Genomic DNA, 24,141 nt, shown 5'->3' on the forward strand with positions numbered 1-24,141 from the left:
GGCAGCACCGGCTGATCGAAAGTATAGGTTTTCGGGTTGGCGTGGCAGGGGACGCCACCCCCGCCCAAGGGGAAGGAGCGGCTTTGGGACCGGCGGATGCGCCTGTCACCCGGTGCGGGACCCGGCCAAACCCGGACCCACGCCACTTAACCGCCGACCGGCGTTCCACCGTTCGGATGCAGGACCTGCCCGGAGATATACGAGGAATCCTCGCAGGCGAGAAACAACAGGCACGGCGCGACCTCGTTGGGCTGGCCCGGACGCCCCAGCGGCGCGCTCTTGCCGAAGTCCTTCACCGCGTCCTCGGGGAAGGACGCAGGGATCAGCGGCGTCCAGATCGGGCCCGGCGCCACGCCGTTCACCAATATGCCCTCGGGCGCGAGCTTGCTGGCCATCGCGCGCAGGAAGGACAGGATCGCCCCCTTGGTCGAGGCGTAATCTATGAGCAGATCCTGACCCTTATAGGCGGTGATGGATGTGACGCAGATGATCCGCGCCCCCTTTTTCAGATGCGACAGCGCCGCCTGCGTCATGAAAATCGTGCCGAAGATATTGGTGCGATAGGTGCGCTCGATCTGCGCCTCCTCGATATCCTGCGGGTCCTCTTGGGCGTGTTGCTCGCCCGCGTTGTTGACGAGGATGTCGAGCTTGCCGAAGGCCTCGACCGTCTGCTCGACGGCGGATTGGCAGAACGCCTTGTCCCCGACATCCCCCCGGATCGGAAGCCCCTCGGACCCTTCGCCTTCGATCAGCTCCCTGGTCTTTTCCGCGTCCCGATCCTCATCCTTGTAGACGATGGCCACCTTGGCGCCCTCGCGCGCGAAAAGCACCGCCGTCGCCCGCCCGATCCCGGAATCGCCGCCGGTGATCAGGGCGACCTTGCCCGACAACCGCCCCGAGCCGGGATAACGCGGCGCGTAATCCGGGGCCGGGTCCATCTCATGCTCCAGTCCCGGCTGGCGCTGCGGGCTTTGCATGGAGTGAAAGTCTTCGCTCATTCCTGTCTCCTTCACGCTTTCATCGACATTCGCGTTCCATGTCGCATCGAGTGAAAACAGCAGACAGGCAGACTTGTTCCCCCCGGCGTCCCCCTGCACCCCCCTGCGGCCGTTGCTCGGCCGACCCGTTGTGCTAGAGAGAGAACGCCATCCTGAGGCTCAGCCCTTCCGGCTTGAACTCGGCCTCCAGCGTGCCGGCGAGCTGCCGTTCGATCTGGCCCCTGATCAGGGCATAGCCGAAACCGTCCTCTTTGGGCGCATCGGTGCGCGGACCATCACGTTCGCTCCAGTCGAGCGACAGCCGCCCCTCGCTGCTTGACCAGCGCACGTCCAGAATGCCCCCATCATTCGACAGGGCACCGTATTTGCTCGCGTTGGTGGCAAGCTCATGCACCACCATGCTGACGGCCAGGGCCTGCGACGGCTGCAAATCGACATTGGGTCCGCTCAGGCGGATACGTTCGTTCGCAAAGGGGGCCAATTCCTCCTGGATGATGTCGCGCAAGCCCACGGTGTTCCAGGACCGTTCGGACAGCAGGGAATAGGCGCGCGCCATGCCATGAAGCCGGTTGACCAGCGTTTCCAGCACCTCGGACTGCACGTCGCCGCTGAAAAGCGAGGTCCGCACGATGGTGATGATCACCGCAAGCATGTTCTTGACGCGGTGGTTCAGCTCCGCGATCAGAACCTTCTGATGTTCCTCGGCCTTCGCAAGATCAGCCGCGCGGCGACGCGCAGCTTGGGCAGGATGGTCTTGATGTCTTCGTTTGTGCCGACGGTATTTGCGGTCAGCGCCACGATGGCGGCGTCCTTGATGTTCTGGATCGGCTTGCGCACCAGCGGCACCCCCCAGAACCGGCGGGGCATCTGCGCCGTGTTTGTCCATCCGGTGTAAAAAACGATCGGCACGCCCCGGCTGACCAGCTGGTCGGCCAGCGGAAACACCAGTTCGCCCGACAGGTCGATATCCAGCACCGCCGCCTGCGCATGGGGGATCAGCGATGCGGCCTGACGGACCGTGCCGGTGGGGCCCAGAACCTCTCCGCCCGTGCCCCGTATGAAACGCCCGATTTCCTGCGCCTGCAAATAATCGTCCTCGACGACGAGAACGGTTCTGGCATTCCGTCGCATCGAATTCCTCATTTCCACAATCGCCCAAAATCAACTTCTGCGCCAATCGACGGTTCCGCGAGGGATGAAGAAGCTGACCTTCCCGCGCAACCGAAGGGTGGACAACGGCATCATTGCCGATCCTTCTGATTGTGGCCAGCCCCCAAGCGCGAGACGGGCGTTGTGTACGGATCCCGACATTGGGACCGGACGAGCAAACGCGCCGACATTCGGTGGAACAAACCGGACTCGGCCCGGTTCTGTGATCTCCTCTCCGACCGATGAGCGGGGATCACATGAGAAAGGACAACACGATGGCCCACATCAAATCGCTCCACGATCTGTTCCTGCACACCATGCAGGACATCTACTACGCCGAGAAACAAATCGAGAAGGCCCTGCCGAAGATGATCGACAAGGCCTCGAACGAGATGCTGCGCGACGGCTTCACCTCCCATCTGGAGGAGACGCACGGCCATGTCGAACGCCTGGAAGAGGCTTTCCGCGCCCTGGGCGAAGAGCCGAAGGGTGTTGAGTGCGAGGCAATCAACGGCATCATCGAGGAGGCCGAGCAAATCGCCGAGGAGGTCGAAGACAAGGACGTTCTGGATGCCGCGCTCGCCGCGGCGGCGCAGGCGGTCGAACATTATGAGATCGCGCGCTACGGCACGCTTGTCGCATGGGCGCGCGAGATGGGGCACGACCAATGCGCCAGCCTCTTCGAGGAGACGCTGGGCGAAGAAAAGGCCGCCGATGAGAAGCTGACGAGCGTGGCCGAAAGCCGTCTCAACAAGGCGGCTTGACGGCAGCATGACGGCCCCTCCGGGCGGCATGACCTCAGAGTGACGGAGGGGTGTGACGGCTGGGGGGTGTGACGGCTGGGGGGTGTGACGGGGGATGCGGGCGGCGGATTGGCGTCGCCTGCATCTTTTGTTTTCGGTCAATCGTGCGGCTTCGCGCCCCCCCGCGCGTAGATCTCGTCGAGGACATGCGCGACCTCCACGAGCCGCGCGCAGTCGCGATCATAGCCCGCGCCCCGCGCCAGCCGACCGGCCCAGTCGAGCGCCGCCCTAGCGCCCCAATCGTCGGGCGGGGCGCTCATGCGGTGCCGGTCGCAGCCGTCGAAGCGGTAGGCTTCGAAATCGTAGAACGACCCGCCCACGTTCCTGACCGCCACGCCGCCCCCGGTGCCGTAGACATCGACGCCGATCACCGCGTCGCAGCCTGCGGGCAGGTTCCACGAACAGGCCAGGCGCAACGGCACGCCGGCGCGGGTTTCCAATGTGGCGAAGGCGAAATCCTCCACCGCCGCGGCGTCCTCGGCCAGGGCGCGCCCGCCGGCCCTGAGATGCGACGCCGTGCAGCGCACCGCGGGCCAGCCCAGCAGCCACAGCGCCAGATCGACCAGATGCACGCCAAGGTCGATCACGCAGCCGCCGCCCGCGAGGGCGCGGTCGCGAAACCAGGGCTTGTCGGGCCCGTAGGCATTGTGAAATGTCAGATCCACCGCCTGAACCTCGCCCAGGCGGCCCGAGCGGATTTCGTCGGCCACGGCGCGCACGGCGGCGGTGTATCGGTAGGAGAGATCGGTCATCAGCAGCCGGTCGGCCCGCTGCGCGGCCTCCACGGCGGCCGCGGTCTCGGCGGCGTTCCTGCCCAGCGGCTTCTGGCAGAACACCGCGACACCCGCATCGAGCGCGGCAATGGTCTGCGCCGCATGCAGCGCCGAGGGCGTGGCGATCACCACGCCTTCGGGCTGCAATGCAAGCAGATCGTCCAGCGTGCTGCCCTGCGCGGCTAGCGGGTGGGCCGCCGCCGACAGCGCGAGCACCTGCGCGTCGGAATCGGCAAGACCTACGACCTGCGCGAACTCGCTTGCCGCCAGCGCGTCCATCCGGTGGCGCCCGATCCAGCCAAGCCCGAGGAACCCCAGCCGGGGGCGTGCGGAAGAGTCTGTGTCCTTCATGGCATCACCACGACGGCCTTGACGAAACCCGCGGGCTTGTCGCGCGTCGCGTCCAGCGCCTCGGCCAGCTGCGACAGCGCAAAGCGGTGCGTCAGCAGGGGGTCGGGGTCGATCACCCCCTCCTCCACCAGCTGCATGGCCTGCGTCATGGCGGCCAGGTTGGTCGCCCGGTCGCGCACATGGGCGTTGGCGATTTCCAGCGCGCGCCAGTTCCACAGCTGCATGTTCACCTGGCGCGGCCCATCCTGATGATAGCCCGCGATCACCAGCCGCCCGCTTTCGCGCAGGATCTCGGCGGCAAGGTCAAGCGGCCATTGATACCCGGTGCACTCGATCGCGATGTCGCAGCCGCGCCCGCCGGTCAGCCGGTCCACCTCCGCCAGGACCGTGTGGTGATCGGCCAGCGGCACCGTGTGGCGCGCGCCCATGTCCCGCGCCCGTGACAGGCTTTCGTCGCGCCGCGAGATGGCGATGACCGTTGCCCCCTGCCGCGCCGCAAGCTTGCTGAGCAACGCGCCGAGGAACCCGGCGCCGATGATCGCGACCACATCGCCCGGCTGCACCCGTGCCGCGCGGAAGATCGAGACGGCACAGCCCAGCGGCTCCGCCGGCATGACGCGCGCGCCCAATGCAGGCGGTATCGGCAGGGCGGCATCCTGTGCCACGACCTCGTGACTGGCAAAACCGTGGCTGCCGAAGACCGCCACGCGCTGACCCAGGCGCGCGGCATCCACGCCGCCGCCCACCGCGTCGACGACACCCCAGCCCTCATGCCCGAGCGCCCCCGGCGCGAGCGGGAAGTCCATCCACTCCGGCCCGGCCCATGGGCCCAGGTTCGACGCGCAGACGCCGCAGCCCTCCAGCCGGACCCGCAGCTCACCTTCCGCAGGCTCCGGCAGGGCAAGCTCGACCATCTCGACGCGGCCCGCGCCGGTGATGCGCGCGGCGCTCAATCGTGTTTGGGGACGTGTACCATCCATGCGTCGTCTCCTTCGATCTCCTTCGTTCGAACTGCACCGCAAACAGGAGGGGGGCGGATTTGTTCCTGAAGAAGATGCTGCCCCCTGCCCGACGCCCTGCCGGACGCCCGCCCCAACGTCGGCCCGGATACCCGCACGGATGCCCGCACGGACGCCCGCACGGGCCGGGCTGCCCCAGCCGCCCGGCGCCGCGTCAGAGCCAGGGTCTTGCCGGGCGATCGCGTGATTTCGGACATCGCGCTGCCGGGGCACAGGCCGGAAGTCATTGATGCTGCGGCAAAAGCTGCGGTCGGCATCGCGACGCGGGCGATCGCGCTAAGATCTTGGGAACATTCCCGATCCGTCCCTGTTCTTGGTGGCTATGGAACATCGGAGGAAACAACCATGGCAACTGTCCTTGTCACCGGAGGATGCGGCTTCATCGGCCGGCATGTGGCGCAAGAACTGATCGGCGCGGGCTACGGCGTCCGACTTTACGATGCGATGATCGAACAGGTCCATGGCGACGCGGACACCCCCGCCGCAAGCGACATCCCCGCCGAAGCCGCGGTAATCCGGGGCGACGTGCGCGACGCCGACAGACTGGCCGAGGCGATGCGCGGATGCGACGCCGTGATCCACCTCGCCGCGGAGGTGGGCGTGGGCCAGTCCATGTACGAGATCGCCCGCTATGTCGGCGCGAACGATCTGGGCACCGCGATCCTGCTGGAAACCGTCGCCGCCCAGCCGGTGCAGCGGCTGGTCGTCGCCTCCTCCATGAGCATTTACGGAGAGGGCTATTACGCCCTGCCCTCCGGGCAACTCTTCGACGGCGCCCGCCGACGCAAGGACGACCTGCGCGCGGGCCGCTGGCAGCCCACCGGCCCGGATGGAGAGCCGTTGCGCGCGGTCCCCACCGACGAAAGCAAGCGCCCCGACCTCGCCTCGATCTATGCGCTGACCAAATACCAGCAGGAACAGGCGGCGCTGATCTTCGGCGCGGCCTATGACGTGCCCACGGTCGCGTTACGCCTGTTCAACGTCTTCGGCGCGGGGCAGGCATTGTCGAACCCCTATACCGGCGTGCTGGCCAATTTCGCCGCGCGGCTGGCCAATGGCGAGCGGCCGACGATCTTCGAAGACGGGCGGCAGCAGCGCGATTTCGTCCATGTCCGCGACGTCGCCCGCGCCTTCCGGCTGGCGCTGGAGGCCGACGTGCAGGGCGAGGTGTTCAACATCGGCTCGGGCCGGGCCTATTCCATAGACAAGGTCGCGCGGCTGCTTGCCGAAGCGCTGGATCTGGGCGGGTTGGAGCCCGAGATCCTGGGACGGTTCCGCGCCGGAGACATCCGCAACTGCTTTGCCAATATCGACAAGGCGCGCGCCTGGCTGGGGTTCGAGCCGGAACACCGGCTCGAGACCTCGCTCGGCCCCTTTGTCGACTGGGTGCGCGACACCCCCGCGGCCGATCGCGGCGCCGACATGCGCAACGAACTCGAGGTGCGGGGCCTGGTATCATGAACGACTTCGGCTTTGTCGAGTGGTTTCGCCCCGGCGACCGCGCGCGGGTGGAGGCCGTTCTGCCCGCGCTGGAGCGCACCGGCGCGTCCTGGCTGCGCACGCATATCTCCTGGGCGGATTACCACGCCCCCGGCGGCGCGCAATGGTACGACTGGCTGCTGCCGCGGCTGGCCCGCAACCTGGAGCTGCTGCCCTGCATCCATTACACGCCGCCGTCGCTGTCGCGCACCGGCAGATCCTCGGGGGCGCCGAGGGTGCTCAAGGACTTCGCCGATTTCACCGACCTGATCATGACCCGCCACGGCGCGCATTTCGAGCATATCGAGTTGTGGAACGAACCCAACAACCTGCTCGACTACGACTGGCGCGCCGATCCGGGGTATGAGGCGTTCTGCGAGATGATCGGCATGGCCGCCCATTGGATCAGGCACCGCGGCTGGAAGCCGGTTCTGGGCGGCCCCGCCCCCTTCGACCCGAGCTGGGTCGAGCTGATGGGCGAGCGCGGGCTGCTGTCATACATGGAAGCGGTCGGAATTCACGGCTTTCCCGGCACATGGGACAGCGAGGAAGGATCTTGGGCAGGGTGGGAAAGCCATCTGGGCGAGTTGCAGGCGATCCTCGAGCGCCATGCGCCCGAGGCGCAGATCTGGATCACCGAAACCGGCTATTCCACCTGGCGCCGGGACGACATGGCACAGGTGCAGCGGTTTCTGCGCGCGCTCGACGCACCGGCGGCGCGGATGTACTGGTACGCTTGGCAGGATCTTCAGCCCGAGACGGTCATCCAGGAAGGCCATTGGTTCGACCCCCGCCACTATCACCTGGGCGCGGTCGACACCAAGGGACAGCCGAAGCTGCTGGCCCGCGTGCTGAGCGACGGCGGCATCGAGCGGCTGCGCGAGGTGACGCGGCTCTGCGCCCCGGCCCTCGCAAGCGGCGCCCGGCCCGTCGTGGTGACCGGCGGCGCGGGGTTCGTGGGCTCGAACCTCGCCGAAAGCTTCCTCGCCGACGGGCGCGACGTGGTCATTCTCGACAACCTGTCGCGGCAGGGGGTGGAGGATAACCTCGGCTGGCTCAGCGCGCGCTATGGCGATCTCGTGCATCCGGTGCCCGCCGACCTGCGCGACGCGCATGGCGTGGCCGATGCGATGCGCGATGCGCAGGCGGTGTTCCACCTTGCCGCGCAGACCGCGGTGACCACCAGTCTGGATGCGCCGGTCGACGACTTCGAGGTCAATGCCCGCGGCACGCTGAACGTGCTGGAGGCCGTGCGCGCCACGGGGCGGCGCATTCCCGTGCTCTTCGCCTCGACCAACAAGGTCTATGGCGCGCTGGCCGATCTTGAGGTGCGCGAACAGGGCGACCGGGTAGAACTTGCCGACCCGGACCGCGCGGGCGGCATCGATGAGGGCCGCGCGCTCGACTTCTGCACGCCCTACGGCTGTTCCAAGGGGGTCGCGGACCAATATGTGCTGGATTACGCCAAAAGCTACGGCCTGCCTGCCGCGGTGCTGCGGATGTCGTGCATCTATGGCCCGCGCCAGTTCGGAACCGAGGATCAGGGCTGGGTCGCGCATTTTCTGATCAGCGCGCTCCGGGGGCGGCCGATCACGATTTTCGGCAGCGGCCGTCAGGTGCGCGATCTTTGCGAGGTCTCGGACGCCGTCGCCGCCTACCGCCTCGTGCATGAGCGCATCGAGACGCTGTCGGGGCGCGCCTTCAACCTGGGCGGCGGACCGGCCAATGCGGTCAGCCTGCGTCAGGTGCTGGCCGAGATCGCGCGCCTGACCGGCAAGCCGCCGCAGGTGGAATACGAGGACTGGCGTCAGGGGGATCAGCCGTGGTTCGTCGCCGACACCGCCGCGCTGACCCATGCGACGGGCTGGCGGGCAGCCACCGGCTGGCGCGACGGGATCGGCCGTCTGGCGGACTGGCTCGTCCGGCACCGCGTCGAGGCTGAACAATGGAGGCTGACCGCATGAGGCCGCTGCGCATCCTGATGACGCTGGATGCCGTGGGCGGTGTCTGGCGCTATGCGATGGATCTGGGCGGCGCGCTGGCCGCGCGGGGACATCGGGTCATCTTTGCCGGGCTGGGCCCCGCCCCCTCGCCCGCGCAGCGACAGGAGGCGGCGGCGCGCGGCATTCTGGAGTGGGGCGCCGCGCCGCTCGACTGGATGGCCGACCGCCCCGGGGCGCTGTCGGATGTGCCCGCGTGGCTGGAGACGCTGACCCGCACGCACCGGCCCGATCTGCTGCACCTGAACCTGCCCAGCCAGGCGGCCGACCCGCGGCAGTCCGGCGCGCAACCGGACGCATGGGCCGGTCCGCCGCGCGTCGTCGTGACCCATTCCTGCCTGGCCAGCTGGTTTCGCGCGATGGAGGGCTCCGCCCCGCCCGACCATCTGGCCTGGCAGACCCGGCTGACCCGCACGGGTCTGTGCAACGCGCACCGCGTGGTCGCGCCTTCGGCGGCCCATGCCGCGCTGACGCGGACCGCCTACGGTCTGAATGAAAGCCCGCGCCCGGGAGCGGACCGGGGTGCGGACTGGGGCGCAAACCGGGGTGCAAAGCGGGGCGCAGACAGGGTGGACATCGCGGTCGCGCATAACGCCGGCCGGTCCCCGCTTGGCACACCGGATGAGGGCGACGGCCGCGTCATCGCCGCCGCGCGCTGGTGGGACAAGGCCAAGAACGGCGACGCCCTCGACCGCGCCGCCGCACAGATACGCTGGCCGGTAATCCTGCTAGGCAGCTGCGAGGGCCCCGGCGGCCAGCGCTGGGCCCCCGCCCGCGCGCGCGCCGCGGGCGCGCTGCCGCATGACGAGACGCTGGCGCGGATCGCTTCGGCGAGTCTTTTCGTGTCGCCCTCGCTCTATGAGCCCTTCGGCCTCGCGGCGCTGGAAGCCGCGCGCGCCGCGCGCCCGCTGCTGCTGGCGGATATTCCGGTCTACCGCGAGCTTTGGGACGGCGCGGCACGGTTTTTCGACCCGCGCGACCCCGACGGGCTGGCCTGGGCAATCAAGAGCCTGATGCACACACCCCGCGACAGGCGCGCGTTGGGCGCGGCCGCGCAACGGCGGGCGCGCCGCTACGCGCTGTCGCGGCAGGCCAACACCATGATCGACATCTACAGGGAGGTCACCGCACAAGCGGCGGTGCGCAGGGCTTCATGAATTTTCTCTTCTTCACACATTCGCTCATCTCCGACTGGAACCACGGCAATGCCCATTTCCTGCGCGGCGTGATGCGCGCGCTGCAGGGCAAGGGACACGCCTGCCGCGCGCTGGAACCCGCCGACGGCTGGTCGCGGCGCAACCTGCTGGCCGAACGCGGAGAGGCCGCGATCGGGGAATTTCACCGCATCTTCCCCGATCTTCGTTCCGACAGCTACGACAGCACCGACGCCGCGCTGGCCGCGCTCGACGGTGCGGATGTGGTCATCGTGCACGAATGGACCGATCCCGACATCGTCTCGGCCATCGGGCGCGCGCGGGCGGCGGGCGGCAGGTTCCGGCTGCTGTTTCACGACACGCACCACCGTGCCGTCTCGGCCGATGCCGAGATCCGCGCGCTCGACCTGTCGGCCTATGATGGCGTGCTGGCCTTCGGCGCGGCGCTGCGCGAGCGCTATCTCGCCACGGGCTGGGGCCGCGATGTGCATGTCTGGCACGAGGCCGCGGACGACAGCCTGTTCCGCCCGCACCCCGAAATCCGCCCGGAACGCGATCTCGTCTGGGTCGGCAACTGGGGCGATGGCGAGCGTTCGGCCGAGCTGATGGAATTTCTGGTGCGCCCCGTCGAGGCGCTGGGGCTCTCGGCCACGATCCACGGCGTGCGCTATCCCCCGACGGCCATCGCCGCGCTTGAACGGGCGGGCGCCGAATTTGCGGGCTCGGTGGCCAATGCACTTGTGCCGCAGGTCTTCGCCCGGCACCGGGTCACCGTGCATGTGCCACGCCGGCCCTATGTCAGCGCGCTGCCGGGCATTCCCACCATCCGCCCGTTCGAGGCGCTGGCCTGCGGCATCCCGCTGATCTGCGCCCCCTGGGAAGATGCGGAAGGGCTGTTCCGGCCCGGCCACGATTATCTCGTCGCGCAGGATGGCGCGCAGATGACGCGCCGACTGACCGATGTGCTGTCGGACCCGGCCCTGTCGCGCGCGCTGGCCGCGAACGGGCTGGAACGGATCGCGGCGCGCCACAGCTGCCGCCACCGCGCGGATGAGCTGCTCGACATCGTGCAGCGCATGGACCTGCCCAAGAGGGAGATTGCCTGATGCAGCGCATGGCGTTTTACGGATCGAGCCTCCTGTCGTCCTATTGGAACGGGGCGGCGACCTATTATCGCGGCCTGATCCGCGCCCTGGCCGCGCGCGGCTGGGATGTGACCTTTCATGAACCCGACGTCTGGGAGCGTCAGGCGCACCGGGACATCGAGCCGCCCGAATGGTGCCGCGTCGCGGTGTGGGAGGGCAGCACGGAGGGGCTGCGCCGCGCGGCGGATCATGCGCGCCATGCGGATGTGGTGGTGGTGGCGTCGGGGATCGGCTATTGCGATGACGCGCTGCGCCGGGCGGTGCTGGAACGCGCCCGTCCCGAGGCGCTGCGCATCTGGTGGGACGTCGACGCGCCCGCCACGCTGGCGGAAATGCGCGGCGCGCCGGATCATCCGCTGCGCCGCGATCTGCCCCGGTTCGACATCGTGTTCACCTATGGCGGCGGGCAGCCGGTGATCGACGGCTACCGCGCATTGGGCGCGCGTGATTGCGTGCCGGTCTACAACGCGCTCGACCCCCAGACCCATTTTCCGGTCGAACCCGATCCGCGCTTCGCGGCCGATCTGGGATTTCTCGGCAACCGTCTGCCCGACCGCGAAGCCCGCGTGGAGGAGTTCTTCCTCGCCCCCGCCCGGGCGCTGCCCGCGCGGCGCTTTCTGATCGGCGGCTCCGGCTGGGACCAGCGCGCGCTGCCGGAGAATGTCCGCGCCATCGGCCATGTCGGCACCGGCGATCACAACGCCTTCAACGTCACCCCCCGCGCGGTGTTGAACATCGCGCGCGACAGCATGGCGCAGAACGGCTTTTCGCCCGCGACCCGCGTGTTCGAAGCGGCGGGCGCCGGTGCCTGCCTCATCACCGACGCCTGGGCGGGGATCGAGCTGTTCCTGGCGCCCGGCCAAGAGGTTCTCGTCGCCCGCGACGGGCATGAGGTCGCCGAAATCCTCGGCACTCTCGACGAGGCGGAGGCGCGGCGCATCGGGCGCGCGGCGCGCGCGCGCATCCTCGCCGCACACACCTATCACAACCGGGCCGAGGAGGTCTCCGCCCTGCTCGGCCGCCTGGCGCAAAGGGAGCTTCATCCATGAGCCGCAGACCGCTCGATATCGTCATACTCGGATTGTCCCTCTCCTCCTCCTGGGGCAACGGCCATGCCACCACCTATCGCGCACTGCTGCGCGGGCTGGCGCAGGAAGGACACCGCGTCCTCTTTCTGGAACGCGATGTGCCGTGGTACGCCGACAACCGCGACCTGCCCGAGCCCGATTTCTGCGACTTCACGCTCTATGGCGCGCGCGGTGATCTGGACCGCTGGCGCGACCGCATCTGCCGCGCCGATGCCGTCATCCTGGGGTCCTATGTTCCCGACGCGATCATGCTGCTGGACATGCTGGCGGACTGGGTGCCGGGGCGGCTCGCGTTTTACGACATCGACACGCCCGTCACCTTGCAGGCGCTGGAACAGGGCGATGCGGAGTATATCGCGCGGCGCCAGCTTTCGGCGGTCGACCTCTACCTTTCCTTCGCCGGAGGGGCGGCGCTGGAGCGGCTGCACGCGCTCGGCGCGCGCCAGGCGCGGCCGCTCTACTGCGCGGTCGATCCCGAGCGCTATCGCCCGCTCAAGGTCGAGAAGCGGTGGGATCTGGGCTATCTTGGAACCTACAGCCCCGACCGGCAGCCCGGCCTCGACGCGCTGCTGCTGGAACCCGCGCGACGTCTGCCGCATCGCCGTTTCGTCGTAGCGGGCGCGCAGTTCCCCGAGGACATCGACTGGCCCGAAAACGTCGAGCGGATCGAGCATGTCGCCCCGCCCGATCATGCCGCCTTCTACAATGCCCAGCGCTTCACGCTCAACATCACCCGCGCGGCGATGCGGGCGTCGGGCCATTCGCCGTCGGTCCGCCTGTTCGAGGCCGCCGCCTGCGGCACCGCGATCATCTCGGACCGCTGGCCGGGCCTCGAGGAGGTGCTGACGCCGGGCCGCGCGATCCTGGCCGCAACCGGGGCGCAGGATGTCGAGCGCGCGCTGCTGATGCCCGACGACCGCCGCGAAACGCTGGCAAGCACCGCACGACAGATCGTGCTGGACCATCATACCGGGCGCGCGCGGGCGCGCACGCTCGCCGGATACCTCGGCCAACTGACCGCCAGAACGGAGATCATGGCATGACCACCCATCAACTACCGAAAAGAGTGCTCGTCGCCGGCGGCGCGGGCTTCCTGGGTTCCCACCTTTGCGACGCGCTGCTGGCGCGGGGGATGCGCGTGCTTTGCGTCGACAGTTTCCATACCGGACGACGGCGCAACCTGCGGCGCCACCGGAACGATCCGCGCTTTCGCCTGCTGGAAGCCGACATCGCCTTCGATCCGCTGCCCGAGGAACGCCTCGACTGGGTCTTCAACCTGGCCTCGCCCGCCTCGCCGCCGCATTACCAGGCGGATCCGGTGCGCACGATGATGACCAATGTGCTGGGCACGCAGAACCTGCTTGCGCTGGCCGCGCGGCACGGCGCGCGTTTCGTTCAGGCCTCCACCAGCGAGGTCTACGGCGACCCCGAGCTGCACCCGCAGCGCGAGGATTACTGGGGGCACGTCAATCCCATCGGCACCCGCGCCTGCTATGACGAGGGCAAGCGCGCGGCCGAGGCGCTGTGCTACGACCACATGCGCGCCGAGGCGCTCGACCTGCGGGTCGCGCGGATCTTCAACACCTACGGGCCCCGGATGCGCGCCGACGACGGGCGCATCGTGTCGAACCTGCTGGTGCAGGCGCAGGAAGGGCGCGAGATGACCGTCTATGGCGACGGCAGCCAGACGCGCAGCTTCTGCTACGTCTCCGACCTCGTGCGCGGGCTGATGGCGCTGATGGAAGTCGAAAAGACACCGGACGGGCCGGTCAACCTGGGCAACCCTGACGAGGTCAGCATCCTGGCCCTCGCGCAGCGCATCAGGGACACGATGCGCACGCCGTCGCGGATCGTGTTCCTGCCCCTGCCCTCCGACGACCCGAAGCGGCGGCGCCCCGACATCAGCCGTGCGCGCAGCCTGCTCGACTGGTGCCCGGCGGTGCCGCTGGACGACGGGCTGGCCCGGACAGCGGCGTGGTTCGCGCAGGGCGGGCGCGCCCGCACAGGGGAAGACAGTTTCGCGAGGCCCGCGGAATGAGTGCCCCCGGACCGAACCCCGCCTTGAGCGCGCGCATCGCCGAGCTTGCGCCCTGGTTCCAGAACATGACGCTGAACGGGATCGATACCGCGCCCGAGCATCCGCTGGGCGATTATCCCCGCTTCAAATGGCAGGGATTCCGCCACGCCGTGCCCGAGGATCTGACCGGGCTGAGCGTGCTGGACGTCGGCTGCAACGCGGGGTTCTACGCGATCGAGATGGCCCGGCGCGGCGCGGCGCAGGTGGTGGGAATCGACAGCGATCCGCGCTACCTCGCACAGGCGCGGCTGGCCGCCGAGGTCAGCGGCACCCGGCTGGAGCTGCACCGGATGTCGGTCTACGACATCGCGCGGCTGGGACGGCGGTTCGACCTCGTGATCTTCATGGGGGTGCTTTACCACCTGCGCCACCCGCTTCTGGCGCTCGATCTGCTGTGGGAACATGCGGTGGGCGACATGATGCTGTTCCAGTCCATGCAGCGCGGCAGCGACGGCGTGGCCCGGCCCGACCCGGACTACCCCTTCGAGGACGAAAGCCCCTTTGCGCGCGATGACTGGCCCCGCCTGCATTTCATCGAGCACCGCTATGCGCGCGATCCGACCAACTGGTTCGTGCCCAACCGCGCGGCCGCCGAGGCGATGCTGCGCAGCTCCGGCTTCCGCATCGACGCGCACCCGGAGCCGGAGGTCTACCTCTGCCGCCGCGCCGAACGCCCCGAGGCGGTCGAGCCGCCGCCCGAGATCCGCGTCTAGCGCGGGGCGTGCGCCCCGTGCCGAACCGTAACCGCGAAGAAAGGACCCGACATGACCAGCTCCACCACCACGACCGACCACGACACGATCCGCCGCTGGGCCGAAGCGCGCGACGGCCACCCCGCCCGGGTCGCAGGCGCCGGTGACGGCGGGCTGCTGCGTATCGACTTCGGCACGCCGGAGGAAAACCTGGAGGAGATCTCCTGGGATGTGTTCTTTCGCATCTTCGAGGAAAACAACCTGGCGTTTCTCTACCAGGAAAAGCTGGAGGACGGGAACACCAGCCGTTTCAACAAGCTGGTGAAGCGCGACGACGCCGCCTGAGCGAAGCGGCGCCGATGTCCGACCGGCCCGCGGGCGATCCGTGGGCCATCGGGAAGCGCGTCGGCGCCGCCCTCCGCGGGCGCGGGCGTCTGTGATCCTCTCGGCGTCAGTGATCCTCGGGCTCGGCCATTCTGCGGTGCATCTTGGCCAGTACGGTGTCGGGCAGCAGCCCGGCGAACGTGGCCTGCACCTTGTTCATGAAGCCGGTGACGACGCCGCTTTGGCCCTTTATCATCGCCTCATACCCCTTGCGCGCCACCATGGCGGGATCGTCCTTGCCGTCATCCTTGCCGATCGGAGTATCCTGGAGATGCGCGCGTTCGAAGAATTCGGATTCGGTCAGCCCCGGCATCAGGCAGGTGACGCTGACCGGCGTGTCCTTCAACTCTTCGCGCATCGCGTAGCTCAGGCTGTCGAGATAGGCCTTCGAGGCGTTGTAGATCGCGTGAAAGCTGCCCGGAATGAATCCCGCGATCGACCCGGTGACGAGTATCCGCCCCCGGCCCTGCTGGCGCAGCATCCGACCGACCCGATGCAGTAGCATCGTCGTGCCCGTCACGTTCAGATCGATCACCCGGCGGATCTGGTCCAGATCCTGATCGAGAAAGGCGTCACCCAGCCCGACGCCCGCATTGGCCATGAAGTAGTCGATCCGCCGCCCTTCCAGAAATCGCACCAGCTTGTCCACGCCCTCCTCGGTCGCGAGATCGGCCTCGACGGTTTCCACCTCCGCGCCCGTCCGGCGCAGCTCGGCCGCGGTCTCTTCCAGCTTCGGCTCATCGGCGCAGAGGATCAGCGCATGCCCCTCGCCCGCGCAGACGCGCGCCAGCTCGCGCCCGATGCCGGTCGAGGCGCCGGTGATGACGGCGCATTTTCTTTCGGATGCCATGGTTTTCTCCTATCCGCCGGGCGTGAGAACCACCTTGGTCCACTCGTCCTGGTTGTCGTGAAAGTTCCTGTAGCCGCGCGGTGCCTCTTCCAGCGGCAGCCGATGCGATATCAGGAAGGTGGTGTCGATCTCGCCTTCCTGGATGCGGCGCAGCAGATCCTGCGAATAGCGCTGCACATGGGTCTGGCCGGTGCGCCATTGCAGACCCTTTTCCATGAAGGCCCCCAGCGGGAACTTGTCGAGGAAACCGCCGTAGACACCGGGCATCGAGATGCGCCCGCCCTTGCGGCACGCCATGATCGCCTCGCGCAGCGCATGGCCGCGATCCGCGCCGACGCCGACCTTCTGCTTGATCGTGTCCATCACGTTGTCGGGGGCGAAACCGTGGCTTTCCATGCCCACCGCATCGATCACAGCATCCGGCCCGATGCCGCCGGTCATCTCGCGCAGCGCCTCCAGCACACGCGTCCGGCGATAGTCGATCACCTTGGCGCCCAGCTTGCGCGCCAGATCCAGCCGGTGGGGGTAATGATCGATGGCGATCACCTGATGCGCCCCCATCAGCAGCGCGCTCTGGATCGCGAAGAGCCCGACCGGGCCGCAGCCCCAGACGGCGACGGTATCGCCCTGCTCGATGTCGCAGTTCTCGGCCGCCATCCAGCCCGTGGGCAGGATGTCCGACAAAAACAGCACTTCCTCATCCGAGGGGCCGTCGGGGATCACGATCGGCCCGATATCCGAAAAGGGAACCCGCACATATTCCGCCTGCCCCCCGGGATAGCCGCCGGTTAGATGCGAATAGCCGAAAAGACCCGACAGCGCCTCGCCGTAGAGCGGCTCGGTCAGGTCCTGCTTTTCGGCGGGGTTGGAATTGTCACAGGCCGAATACTGCTGCTTCATGCAGTGAAAGCACTTGCCGCAGGAAATGGTGAAGGGCACCACCACCCGCTGGCCCTTCTTCAGGGTGCTGTCGGACCCGACCTCGACCACGCGGCCCATGAATTCATGGCCGAGGATGTCGCCGCTCATCACGCCCGGGATCACCCCGTCGTAAAGATGCAGGTCGGAGCCGCAGATCGCCGTACTCGTCACCTCGATCACCGCATCGCGCGGATTGACGATTTCGGGATCGGGTACGGTATCGACCCGAACGTCGTGCCTGCCGTGGTAGCTCAGCGCTCGCATATGTGTCTCCTTAAGCTTGCTTGCGGTTATGCGAAGTCGCGACCTCGCCGGTTTCCAAAAGCATTTTCAGACGCTTGAGCTCCCTGCGCCCCTGAACCCTCGGCTCCCGTTGAAAGAGCTTGGCGATCAGGCGGCCCAGTTCGCCCGCGGGGGGCACGTAAGCCACCGTCGCCTCTACGACCGTGCCGCGCCCCGCGGGCGCGTCGCGGAACATCACCTTGCCTTCGGTGTCGATGTCCGAACCCTCGATCGAGCGCCAGGCGATCTCCTCGTTTTCGCGGTCCGACACGATGCGCGAGCGCACCTCGACCTGGCGCCCGCCCGGCGCGGCGATGCGCCAGCGCGTCACGTCGCCCTCGATCCGCAGATCCTCGACATTCGACATAAACCGCTCGAGATTGGCGAAATCGCGCCAGAAGGCATAGACCTCGGCGCGCGGACGGTTGATCGTCACGCTGCGCCCCGACACGGCGTAATCGCCGTACCACCTTTGGCGGCTGGTCCGCCCCGGCGCACTGTCGCGCCGCCCGGGCAGGCCCTGATCGTGCGACCGCCGCCAGACGGCCACCGCCCCGGCGCCCAGCACCCCGAGCGCCAGCGCCAGCATCAGATCACGCCCCTCGTGACGTCGGATATCGGAATTCGTCATGGATGCACCTCCGTCATCTGCGTATGGGCCCGAAACAAGCCGCAGGAGGGGAATGTTCCGCAGGATCTGCACGCTTTTCGGGGATTGAGCGGGCCTTGGCGGGTTCTCGCCGCGATGCGCCGCAGCACCTATTCGCGCACCTCCATTCGATGGGCCGGAACATTCTTCGCTCAGCGCCTGTTCAGTCGTCCAATCACCGGCATACGCACACAGGAGGAGATCACAGATGACCGGATCGAACATCGTCACAGCGCGAACGCGCGACGCGCCGCACGGCTGAGGCCGGGCGACCGCCGCCGCGCCGCGCCCGGAGCCGAACCGCGCTCCGATCCGCCGTCCGTTCCGCCCCCGGCCCGTGCCGCCTGCGGACGGACCCCGAACGGTTTGGGTTCGCGCCCCTCGGCGCCGCTGCAACACGTTTGTGCTATCTACGTCGGCGGGGGTTGTTCCCCGTTGGCCACATATTTAATTTGCATTTCTCAATGCGCCGGGACTTCAGGTCACTTGCGATCCGGCAAATGACACGGTCCAAAAAGTCCGCAAAGGAGGCGCCCCATGAAAGACAGCCGCAAACCCCCGCTCCCCGCCGCGTCGCTCGACGCGGAGCTGTGTCGCCAACTGGACGACATTTGCGCCGAGGATACGCCCGAACGGCTGCTAGACCTTGCGCGCACCTTGCAGGACCTGCTGCGCCAGCGCGAAAAGCCGAACTAGCACGTCAGGACACCGCGACGCCGACCGCATTGTTTTTACCGGCCGCGTTTTTACCGGCCGCGCCTTGGTCCGGCGGCGCCTCGCCCAGCGGATCATTCGGCGCACGCGCCTGCAAATCCTCCATCACCATGGTGCGGGCCCGATGCACCCGGCTTTTGACCGTGCCCATCTGCACACCCAGGATCTGCGCCGCAGAGTCGTAGGTTTCGCCCAGGATCACCACCAGTACCAGCATCTCCCGATAATGCAGCGGAAGCCGTTCCACCGCGCGCATCAACTCGCCCCCGCGCACCGTCCATTCCTGCGTGGCCGGGGTCGAGAGCGTCGTGGACACGCAATCCTCCGCCCCCGTGCGGGAACGGCTGGACCGGGCGATGCCGTTGAGAAAGGTGTTGCGCATGATCGTCACCATCCAGGCGCGCAGGTTAGTCCCGGTATGGAAGCTGTCGATTTTGGAAATAGCCTTCACAAGCGTGTCCTGCACCAGATCGTCCACGTCCTCGTGACGCCGTGTCAGAAACCAGCCATAGGCACGCAACGAAGGAATGAGCTCAACGATATCTTCTTCGACTGCCATCTGGCGCTCCCTCCCGCTTGTCCAGCGACACAACGCCCCCCGGCGGTCTGCGTTCCATGAATTCTGCCGCAGGAATTCTGCCGCCCGCGCGCGCGCCGCGCGAAATCGGTCAGGCGTGCGCCTGTCCCAGCAGCGTGGTCATGCGGCGGACGGCCAGCGCATAGCCTTCGACGCCGAATCCCGCGATGACGCCCTCGGCGCGTCGGCTGACATAGGAATGATGGCGAAAGCTTTCGCGCTTGTGAATATTGGTGATATGGACCTCCAGCACCGGACCCTCGAAGGCGTTCAGCGCGTCGAGAACCGCGACGGAGGTATGGCTGAGTGCCGCCGGGTTGATGACGATGCCCGCAGCCCGGTCCCGCGCCTCATGGATCCAGTCGACGATCTGGCCTTCCCAGTTCGATTGCAGCAGCCGGATCTCGAAATCCGCTGCGCGCGCCACCGCCTCGCATTGGCTGCGCACGTCATCCAGGCTTTCGTGGCCGTAGATATCGGGCTGGCGTTTGCCCAGAAGGTTCAGGTTGGGGCCGTTCAGGATGTAGATCGTCTTTTGCATGTCGCTGTTTCCGTCTGTTTCGCGCGACAGTTTGCGCGGCGGGGCGCGGAACACAACCGCCCGCGGCGCTGCATCGCGCGATTTGACGGGCTTTCCTCCGGGGCGTGTGCGTGGGACACTGCGTCGCGCACCCGCCTGTCATGCGTCACCACCCGGAGGACACCATGCCCGCTGCACACGATCAGATCGTCATAACAGGCCTTGCCCGCACCCCGATGGGCGCGTTCCAGGGCGGCCTGTCGGGCCACAGAGCGACCGGGCTGGGCGCGGCGGCGATCAAGGCCGCGCTGGCGCGCGCGGGCGCGCCGGTCGAGCAGGTCGATGAGCTCATCATAGGGTGCGTGCTGCCTGCCGGCCTGGGACAGGCCCCGGCACGTCAGGCCGCGATGGCGGCGGGATTACCCCCCCAGGTGCCCTGTGCCACGCTCAACAAGGTCTGCGGATCGGGGATGAAAGCGGTGATGCTGGCGCATGACATGATCCGCGCCGACAGCGCCGCCACCGTGGTGGCCGGCGGCATGGAGAGCATGTCGAACGCGCCCTATCTTCTGGAAAAGGCGCGCGGCGGCTACCGGATGGGCCATGGCACGATCAAGGACCACATGTTTCTGGACGGGCTGGAAGATGCCTATGACAAGGGCCGGTCCATGGGCACCTTCGCCGAAGATTGCGCCGAACACTATGGGTTCAGCCGCGAGACACAGGATGCCTATGCGCTGGAATCGCTGGCGCGCGCGTCCCGCGCGATCGACACCGGGGCATTCGCGGCGGAGATCGTGGCGCTCGACCCGGTGCGCGACGATGAGCAACCGGGCCGCGTGCGCCCCGAGAAGATCCCGCTGCTGCGCCCCGCGTTCCGGCAGGGCGGCACGGTCACCGCCGCAACATCGTCGTCGATATCCGACGGCGCGGCGGCGCTGGTGATTGCCCGCCGATCGCAGGCGGAGGCTGCGGGCATGACCCCTCTGGCGCGCATCACGGGCCATGCGACCCACGCCCAGACCCCCGCCTGGTTCACCACCGCCCCGATCCATGCGATGCGCAAGCTGCTGGACCGGCTGGATTGGCGCGTGGCGGATGTCGATCTGTTCGAGGTCAACGAGGCCTTCGCCGTCGTCGCCATGGCGGCGATGCGCGATCTCGACATTTCCCGCGACCGGATGAACGTGAACGGCGGCGCCTGCGCGCTGGGCCATCCCATCGGCTGTTCAGGCGCACGCATATTGGTGACGCTGGTATCCGCCCTGCGAGCCCGCGGGCTCAAGCGCGGCATCGCATCGCTGTGCATCGGCGGCGGAGAGGCCACCGCCGTGGCGGTGGAAATGATCTAGCCGCCAAGATCTCGCCCCGCGATCCGGCTTCCACGGTCCGGCCGTCAACATTCGGCCCCAAGTTCTGGCGCCAAGTTCCGGCCCCAAGTTCTGGCCCCGTGAGCTGGGCTCGCCCTCTGATCCCGTGACCTAGCCGCCGGCGCGCACTGTTTCGCGCCGGATGGCGGGTCGTACGCCGCGGCTGCCCCTGGGTGCGTCCCAAACCCCCGGCGTGATCTGCTCTTGTGTCCGGCCCGTCGTCACGCTCGGCAGGAAAGAGCCGTCGAATTCGAGAATGCGACGGACCACATTGGCGCGCACCGGCGTCAGGTTCAGATCCGTGCGATGCAGCAGATACCACTTGCGCTCGATCGGCAGCCCCTCGCCCGGAAGGGCGACCAGACGGCCCGATTTCAGTTCCTCCGCCACGGTATGCTGGGAAATCAGCGCCACGCCCAGACCGGCGAGAACCGCCTGCTTGATCGTCTCGTTCGTGCCCATCTCGGTATAGCGATAGGGCGCCCCTTCGCCGATGCGGTCGAGATAGCGCATCATCATGATCCGGGTTCCCGACCCTTCCTCACGCGCCAGGAAGGTCTCGGCCAGGATCTCGCGGGCGCCGATCTGCGTGCGCTTTGCCAAGGGATGATCGGCGGCCGCGATCAGCACATGCGGATGCTGTCCGAGGACATGCGGCACCACCTGCGGGCTGCGCGGCGGCCGCCCCATGATGGCCAGATCGATGGTGGAATGCTGAAGCGCCTCGATAATGGTCTCGCGGTTGCCCACGCGCAGCAGGATCTCGATCTCGGGCATGGTCCTGCGAATCGACGCCACCAGCCCCGGCGCGAAATACTTGCCGGTGCTGACCACCCCCAGCACCACGACGCCGTTCTTGCCGCCCTGCAAGGCGCGCACCCGATCGATCGAGGTGGCAAGCCGCGCGTTTATCCCGGCGAAAGCCTCGAAAAGCTCCGCCCCTTCGGGCGTCAGCCGCGCTCCGCCGCCCACCAGACGTTCCAGCAGCTGGCACTGGAAATTGTCCTCCAGCCCGCGCAGCTGGGTGTGCACGGCAGGTGCGGTCAGCCCCAGCTGGGCTGCCGCAGCGGTGATCGAACCATGATTTGCGACCGCTGTAAGCGCACGTAACTGCTTGAAAGTGATGGCATCCTGTATCGGCATAACAAATTCTTACTCCCCGGTTCTGCTTTTTAAATATCACAAACATTCAGATTGTTGAATGCTTCGATTGTTGCGCATCACAGCTTCGCAGGGATCGGATATTATGCACATGCAGAACCCCATCATCGACGCCACCGGAATCCCGGCCGCGCTTTTCCCGCTGATCGAAGGGCTTTGCCGCGAAACGGCATCGCTGGCCCGCCTGATCGCCCGCGGCACCGCCGGGCAGCAACTGGGCGCGGCCGTCGGCACAAACAGCGGCGGCGACGGGCAGAAGGCGCTCGACGTGATCGCGGACGAGCGGCTGATTAAGACGGTGGAGACGCTCGGCGTGCGCTGGTACGCCTCCGAGGAGCAGGACACCGTCGTCGAGCTCGACCCGCATGGCGGGCTGGCGCTGGCGATCGACCCGCTGGATGGCTCCTCGAACATCGACGTCAACGTCTCGATCGGCACGATATTCTCGGTATTTGCGGCGACCGACGATGCGCAGACCAGTTTTCTGCGCCCCGCGCATGACCAGATCGCGGCGGGATATGTGATCTACGGCCCGCAGACCTGCCTGGTCGTGACCTTCGGCGACGGCACCCGGCAATACACGCTCGACCCGCAGGTCGGGGCCTTCGTGCTGACCGATCCGGCGATGAGATTGCCCGAGGACTCCAGCGAGTTCGCGATCAACGCATCGAACTACCGGCACTGGGCCAAGCCCGTGCGCGCCTATATCGACGACTGCCTCGCGGGCGCCGAGGGGCCGCGCAACAAGAATTTCAACATGCGCTGGGTCGCCTCGCTGGTCGCGGAAACGCACCGCATCCTGACGCGCGGCGGCATCTTCCTCTACCCCGCCGACAGCCGCGACGGCTACGGCCGCGGACGGCTGCGGATGATCTACGAATGCGCGCCCATCGCCTTTCTGGTCGAGCAGGCGGGCGGTCTCGCGACGGACAGCTCGGACCGGATCCTGGAAAAGACCGCCGACAGCCTGCACGGGCGCACGCCCTTCGTGTTCGGTTCGACCGGCAAGGTGCAACGGGTGGTCGCCTATCACGACCTGCCCGAGCAGGAGGTCTCGGCGCTGTTCGGCCTGCGCGGGCTGTTTCGGATTCAGGAGCCATACGCATGAGCAAGCGACATCCCATCATTTCCGTAACCGGATCGTCCGGCGCGGGGACCACGACGGTCAAATCCACCTTCGACCAGATTTTCCGCCGCGAAGGGTTCAAGGCGGTGGCGATCGAGGGCGACGCCTTTCACCGCTATGACCGCGCCGCGATGAAGGCCGAATTGCAGGACCGGCTGGAAAAGGGCGACGCGACCTTCAGCCATTTCAGTTACGACGCCAATATCCTCGACAAACTGGAGGAGATCTTCCGCACCTACGGCGAGACCGGCGAGGGGCGCACGCGCCACTACGTGCACGATGCCGAGGAGGCCGCGAAATGGAACGCGGAGCCCGGCACCTTCAGCGACTGGGCGCCTTTCGAGACCGACAGCGACCTGCTGTTCTACGAAGGTCTGCACGGCGCCGTGGTCAACGATGAGGTCGACCTGGCGCGGCTGGCGGATCTGAAGATCGGGGTCGTGCCGGTGATAAACCTCGAATGGATCCAGAAGATCCACCGCGACAAGGCGATGCGCGGCTATTCCACCGAGGCCGTGACCGACACGATCCTGCGGCGCATGCACGCCTATGTACACTGCATATGTCCGCAATTCGTGCAGACGGATGTGAATTTCCAACGCGTGCCCGTCGTCGACACCTCCGACCCGTTCGTCGCGCGCTGGATCCCCACCGCCGACGAAAGCCTGGTGGTGATCCGGTTCCGCGACCCCAAGGGCATCGATTTTCCCTATCTCACCGCGATGATCGGCGGCAGCTGGATGAGCCGCGCCAATTCCATCGTGATCCCCGGCGGGCGCATGGATCTGGCGATGCAGCTGATTTTCACCCCGATGGTCCAGCGGCTGGTCCACGAATCCAAACGCGCCTGAGGAGGCTT

At 67.5% G+C, this 24,141-nt stretch carries 25 protein-coding genes; 14 read left to right on the forward strand and 11 right to left on the reverse strand.

What is annotated here, in order from left to right:
• Positions 1-146: 146 nt before the first annotated feature.
• The 3 genes from ACU0BR_RS03665 to ACU0BR_RS03675 form a co-directional block, all read right to left on the reverse strand.
• Positions 147-998 (reverse strand): SDR family oxidoreductase, encoded by an 852-nt coding sequence (locus tag ACU0BR_RS03665; RefSeq protein ID WP_446155488.1) that lies wholly within the window; start codon positions 996-998, stop codon positions 147-149.
• 133 nt (positions 999-1,131) lie between these two features.
• Positions 1,132-1,683, reverse strand: coding sequence for an HWE histidine kinase domain-containing protein (locus ACU0BR_RS03670; protein ID WP_446155517.1), 552 nt, complete (start codon positions 1,681-1,683; stop codon positions 1,132-1,134).
• On the reverse strand, positions 1,680-2,129 hold the full coding sequence (locus tag ACU0BR_RS03675; RefSeq protein WP_446155489.1) for a hypothetical protein: 450 nt from the start codon (positions 2,127-2,129) through the stop codon (positions 1,680-1,682). The genes ACU0BR_RS03670 and ACU0BR_RS03675 overlap by 4 nt, the downstream gene beginning before the upstream one ends.
• Before the next feature lie 293 nt (positions 2,130-2,422).
• Here ACU0BR_RS03675 and ACU0BR_RS03680 point away from each other — a divergent pair, with 293 nt between their 5' ends.
• Entirely contained in the window at positions 2,423-2,911 is a 489-nt protein-coding gene (locus ACU0BR_RS03680) for a YciE/YciF ferroxidase family protein (RefSeq protein ID WP_446155490.1), read from the forward strand.
• A gap of 137 nt (positions 2,912-3,048) precedes the next feature.
• Here ACU0BR_RS03680 and ACU0BR_RS03685 read toward each other — a convergent pair whose 3' ends face one another.
• Positions 3,049-4,074: a Gfo/Idh/MocA family protein gene (locus ACU0BR_RS03685; RefSeq protein ID WP_446155491.1), complete on the reverse strand. Its 1,026-nt coding sequence runs from the start codon at positions 4,072-4,074 to the stop codon at positions 3,049-3,051.
• A complete protein-coding gene (locus ACU0BR_RS03690) occupies positions 4,071-5,054 on the reverse strand; it encodes an MDR/zinc-dependent alcohol dehydrogenase-like family protein (RefSeq protein WP_446155492.1) in 984 nt (327 codons plus the stop codon). The genes ACU0BR_RS03685 and ACU0BR_RS03690 overlap by 4 nt, the downstream gene beginning before the upstream one ends.
• Before the next feature lie 384 nt (positions 5,055-5,438).
• Between ACU0BR_RS03690 and ACU0BR_RS03695 the strand changes: the two genes are divergently transcribed.
• From ACU0BR_RS03695 to ACU0BR_RS03735, 9 genes are read left to right on the forward strand one after another with little or no spacing between them, the layout of a single operon-like run.
• A complete protein-coding gene (locus ACU0BR_RS03695; protein WP_446155493.1) occupies positions 5,439-6,554 on the forward strand; it encodes an NAD-dependent epimerase/dehydratase family protein in 1,116 nt (371 codons plus the stop codon).
• The gene (locus ACU0BR_RS03700; RefSeq protein WP_446155518.1) at positions 6,548-8,536 is read left to right on the forward strand and encodes an NAD-dependent epimerase/dehydratase family protein; all 1,989 of its coding nucleotides are present in this window, start codon (positions 6,548-6,550) and stop codon (positions 8,534-8,536) included. Before ACU0BR_RS03695 ends, ACU0BR_RS03700 begins: the two co-directional genes overlap by 7 nt.
• Positions 8,533-9,729 (forward strand): glycosyltransferase, encoded by a 1,197-nt coding sequence (locus tag ACU0BR_RS03705; RefSeq protein ID WP_446155494.1) that lies wholly within the window; start codon positions 8,533-8,535, stop codon positions 9,727-9,729. Before ACU0BR_RS03700 ends, ACU0BR_RS03705 begins: the two co-directional genes overlap by 4 nt.
• The gene (locus ACU0BR_RS03710) at positions 9,726-10,832 is read left to right on the forward strand and encodes a CgeB family protein (RefSeq protein ID WP_446155495.1); all 1,107 of its coding nucleotides are present in this window, start codon (positions 9,726-9,728) and stop codon (positions 10,830-10,832) included. Before ACU0BR_RS03705 ends, ACU0BR_RS03710 begins: the two co-directional genes overlap by 4 nt.
• Entirely contained in the window at positions 10,832-11,920 is a 1,089-nt protein-coding gene (locus tag ACU0BR_RS03715; protein WP_446155496.1) for a CgeB family protein, read from the forward strand. Before ACU0BR_RS03710 ends, ACU0BR_RS03715 begins: the two co-directional genes overlap by 1 nt.
• A complete protein-coding gene (locus ACU0BR_RS03720; RefSeq protein ID WP_446155497.1) occupies positions 11,917-13,002 on the forward strand; it encodes a CgeB family protein in 1,086 nt (361 codons plus the stop codon). Before ACU0BR_RS03715 ends, ACU0BR_RS03720 begins: the two co-directional genes overlap by 4 nt.
• Positions 12,999-13,997, forward strand: a complete 999-nt coding sequence (locus ACU0BR_RS03725) for a UDP-glucuronic acid decarboxylase family protein (protein WP_446155498.1) — start codon at positions 12,999-13,001, stop codon at positions 13,995-13,997. Before ACU0BR_RS03720 ends, ACU0BR_RS03725 begins: the two co-directional genes overlap by 4 nt.
• Positions 13,994-14,749, forward strand: a complete 756-nt coding sequence (locus tag ACU0BR_RS03730; protein WP_446155499.1) for a TIGR04290 family methyltransferase — start codon at positions 13,994-13,996, stop codon at positions 14,747-14,749. The genes ACU0BR_RS03725 and ACU0BR_RS03730 overlap by 4 nt, the downstream gene beginning before the upstream one ends.
• Positions 14,750-14,800: 51 nt before the next feature.
• The gene (locus ACU0BR_RS03735; protein ID WP_446155500.1) at positions 14,801-15,073 is read left to right on the forward strand and encodes a hypothetical protein; all 273 of its coding nucleotides are present in this window, start codon (positions 14,801-14,803) and stop codon (positions 15,071-15,073) included.
• Between the two features lie 106 nt (positions 15,074-15,179).
• Here ACU0BR_RS03735 and ACU0BR_RS03740 read toward each other — a convergent pair whose 3' ends face one another.
• From ACU0BR_RS03740 to ACU0BR_RS03750, 3 genes are read right to left on the reverse strand one after another with little or no spacing between them, the layout of a single operon-like run.
• The gene (locus ACU0BR_RS03740) at positions 15,180-15,962 is read right to left on the reverse strand and encodes an SDR family NAD(P)-dependent oxidoreductase (RefSeq protein ID WP_446155501.1); all 783 of its coding nucleotides are present in this window, start codon (positions 15,960-15,962) and stop codon (positions 15,180-15,182) included.
• A gap of 9 nt (positions 15,963-15,971) precedes the next feature.
• Positions 15,972-17,147, reverse strand: a complete 1,176-nt coding sequence (locus ACU0BR_RS03745) for a zinc-dependent alcohol dehydrogenase (protein ID WP_446155502.1) — start codon at positions 17,145-17,147, stop codon at positions 15,972-15,974.
• A 10-nt stretch (positions 17,148-17,157) separates the two neighbouring features.
• Positions 17,158-17,796 carry an SRPBCC family protein gene (locus ACU0BR_RS03750; protein ID WP_446155503.1) on the reverse strand — a complete coding sequence of 213 codons (639 nt, stop codon included), beginning with the start codon at positions 17,794-17,796 and terminating at the stop codon, positions 17,158-17,160.
• Positions 17,797-18,351: 555 nt separating this feature from the next.
• On the opposite strand from ACU0BR_RS03750, the gene ACU0BR_RS03755 reads away from it, so the two are divergent.
• The gene (locus ACU0BR_RS03755) at positions 18,352-18,510 is read left to right on the forward strand and encodes a hypothetical protein (RefSeq protein ID WP_446155504.1); all 159 of its coding nucleotides are present in this window, start codon (positions 18,352-18,354) and stop codon (positions 18,508-18,510) included.
• Between the two features lie 4 nt (positions 18,511-18,514).
• Here ACU0BR_RS03755 and ACU0BR_RS03760 read toward each other — a convergent pair whose 3' ends face one another.
• Together ACU0BR_RS03760 and aroQ are read right to left on the reverse strand one after the other, a co-directional pair.
• Entirely contained in the window at positions 18,515-19,087 is a 573-nt protein-coding gene (locus ACU0BR_RS03760) for a sigma-70 family RNA polymerase sigma factor (protein WP_446155505.1), read from the reverse strand.
• A gap of 109 nt (positions 19,088-19,196) precedes the next feature.
• Complete coding sequence (gene aroQ / locus ACU0BR_RS03765; RefSeq protein ID WP_446155506.1) at positions 19,197-19,646, reverse strand: type II 3-dehydroquinate dehydratase; 450 nt, start codon at positions 19,644-19,646, stop codon at positions 19,197-19,199.
• Between the two features lie 164 nt (positions 19,647-19,810).
• Between aroQ and ACU0BR_RS03770 the strand changes: the two genes are divergently transcribed.
• The gene (locus ACU0BR_RS03770) at positions 19,811-20,977 is read left to right on the forward strand and encodes an acetyl-CoA C-acyltransferase (RefSeq protein WP_446155507.1); all 1,167 of its coding nucleotides are present in this window, start codon (positions 19,811-19,813) and stop codon (positions 20,975-20,977) included.
• A gap of 129 nt (positions 20,978-21,106) precedes the next feature.
• Here ACU0BR_RS03770 and cbbR read toward each other — a convergent pair whose 3' ends face one another.
• Positions 21,107-22,138: a LysR family regulator CbbR gene (gene cbbR / locus ACU0BR_RS03775; RefSeq protein ID WP_446155508.1), complete on the reverse strand. Its 1,032-nt coding sequence runs from the start codon at positions 22,136-22,138 to the stop codon at positions 21,107-21,109.
• A gap of 103 nt (positions 22,139-22,241) precedes the next feature.
• On the opposite strand from cbbR, the gene ACU0BR_RS03780 reads away from it, so the two are divergent.
• Both ACU0BR_RS03780 and ACU0BR_RS03785 read left to right on the forward strand, forming a co-directional pair.
• On the forward strand, positions 22,242-23,264 hold the full coding sequence (locus ACU0BR_RS03780; protein ID WP_446155509.1) for a class 1 fructose-bisphosphatase: 1,023 nt from the start codon (positions 22,242-22,244) through the stop codon (positions 23,262-23,264).
• Positions 23,261-24,133, forward strand: a complete 873-nt coding sequence (locus tag ACU0BR_RS03785; protein WP_446155510.1) for a phosphoribulokinase — start codon at positions 23,261-23,263, stop codon at positions 24,131-24,133. Before ACU0BR_RS03780 ends, ACU0BR_RS03785 begins: the two co-directional genes overlap by 4 nt.
• The last annotated feature ends 8 nt before the right edge of the window (positions 24,134-24,141 follow it).

Source organism: Brevirhabdus sp., from assembly GCF_052826345.1.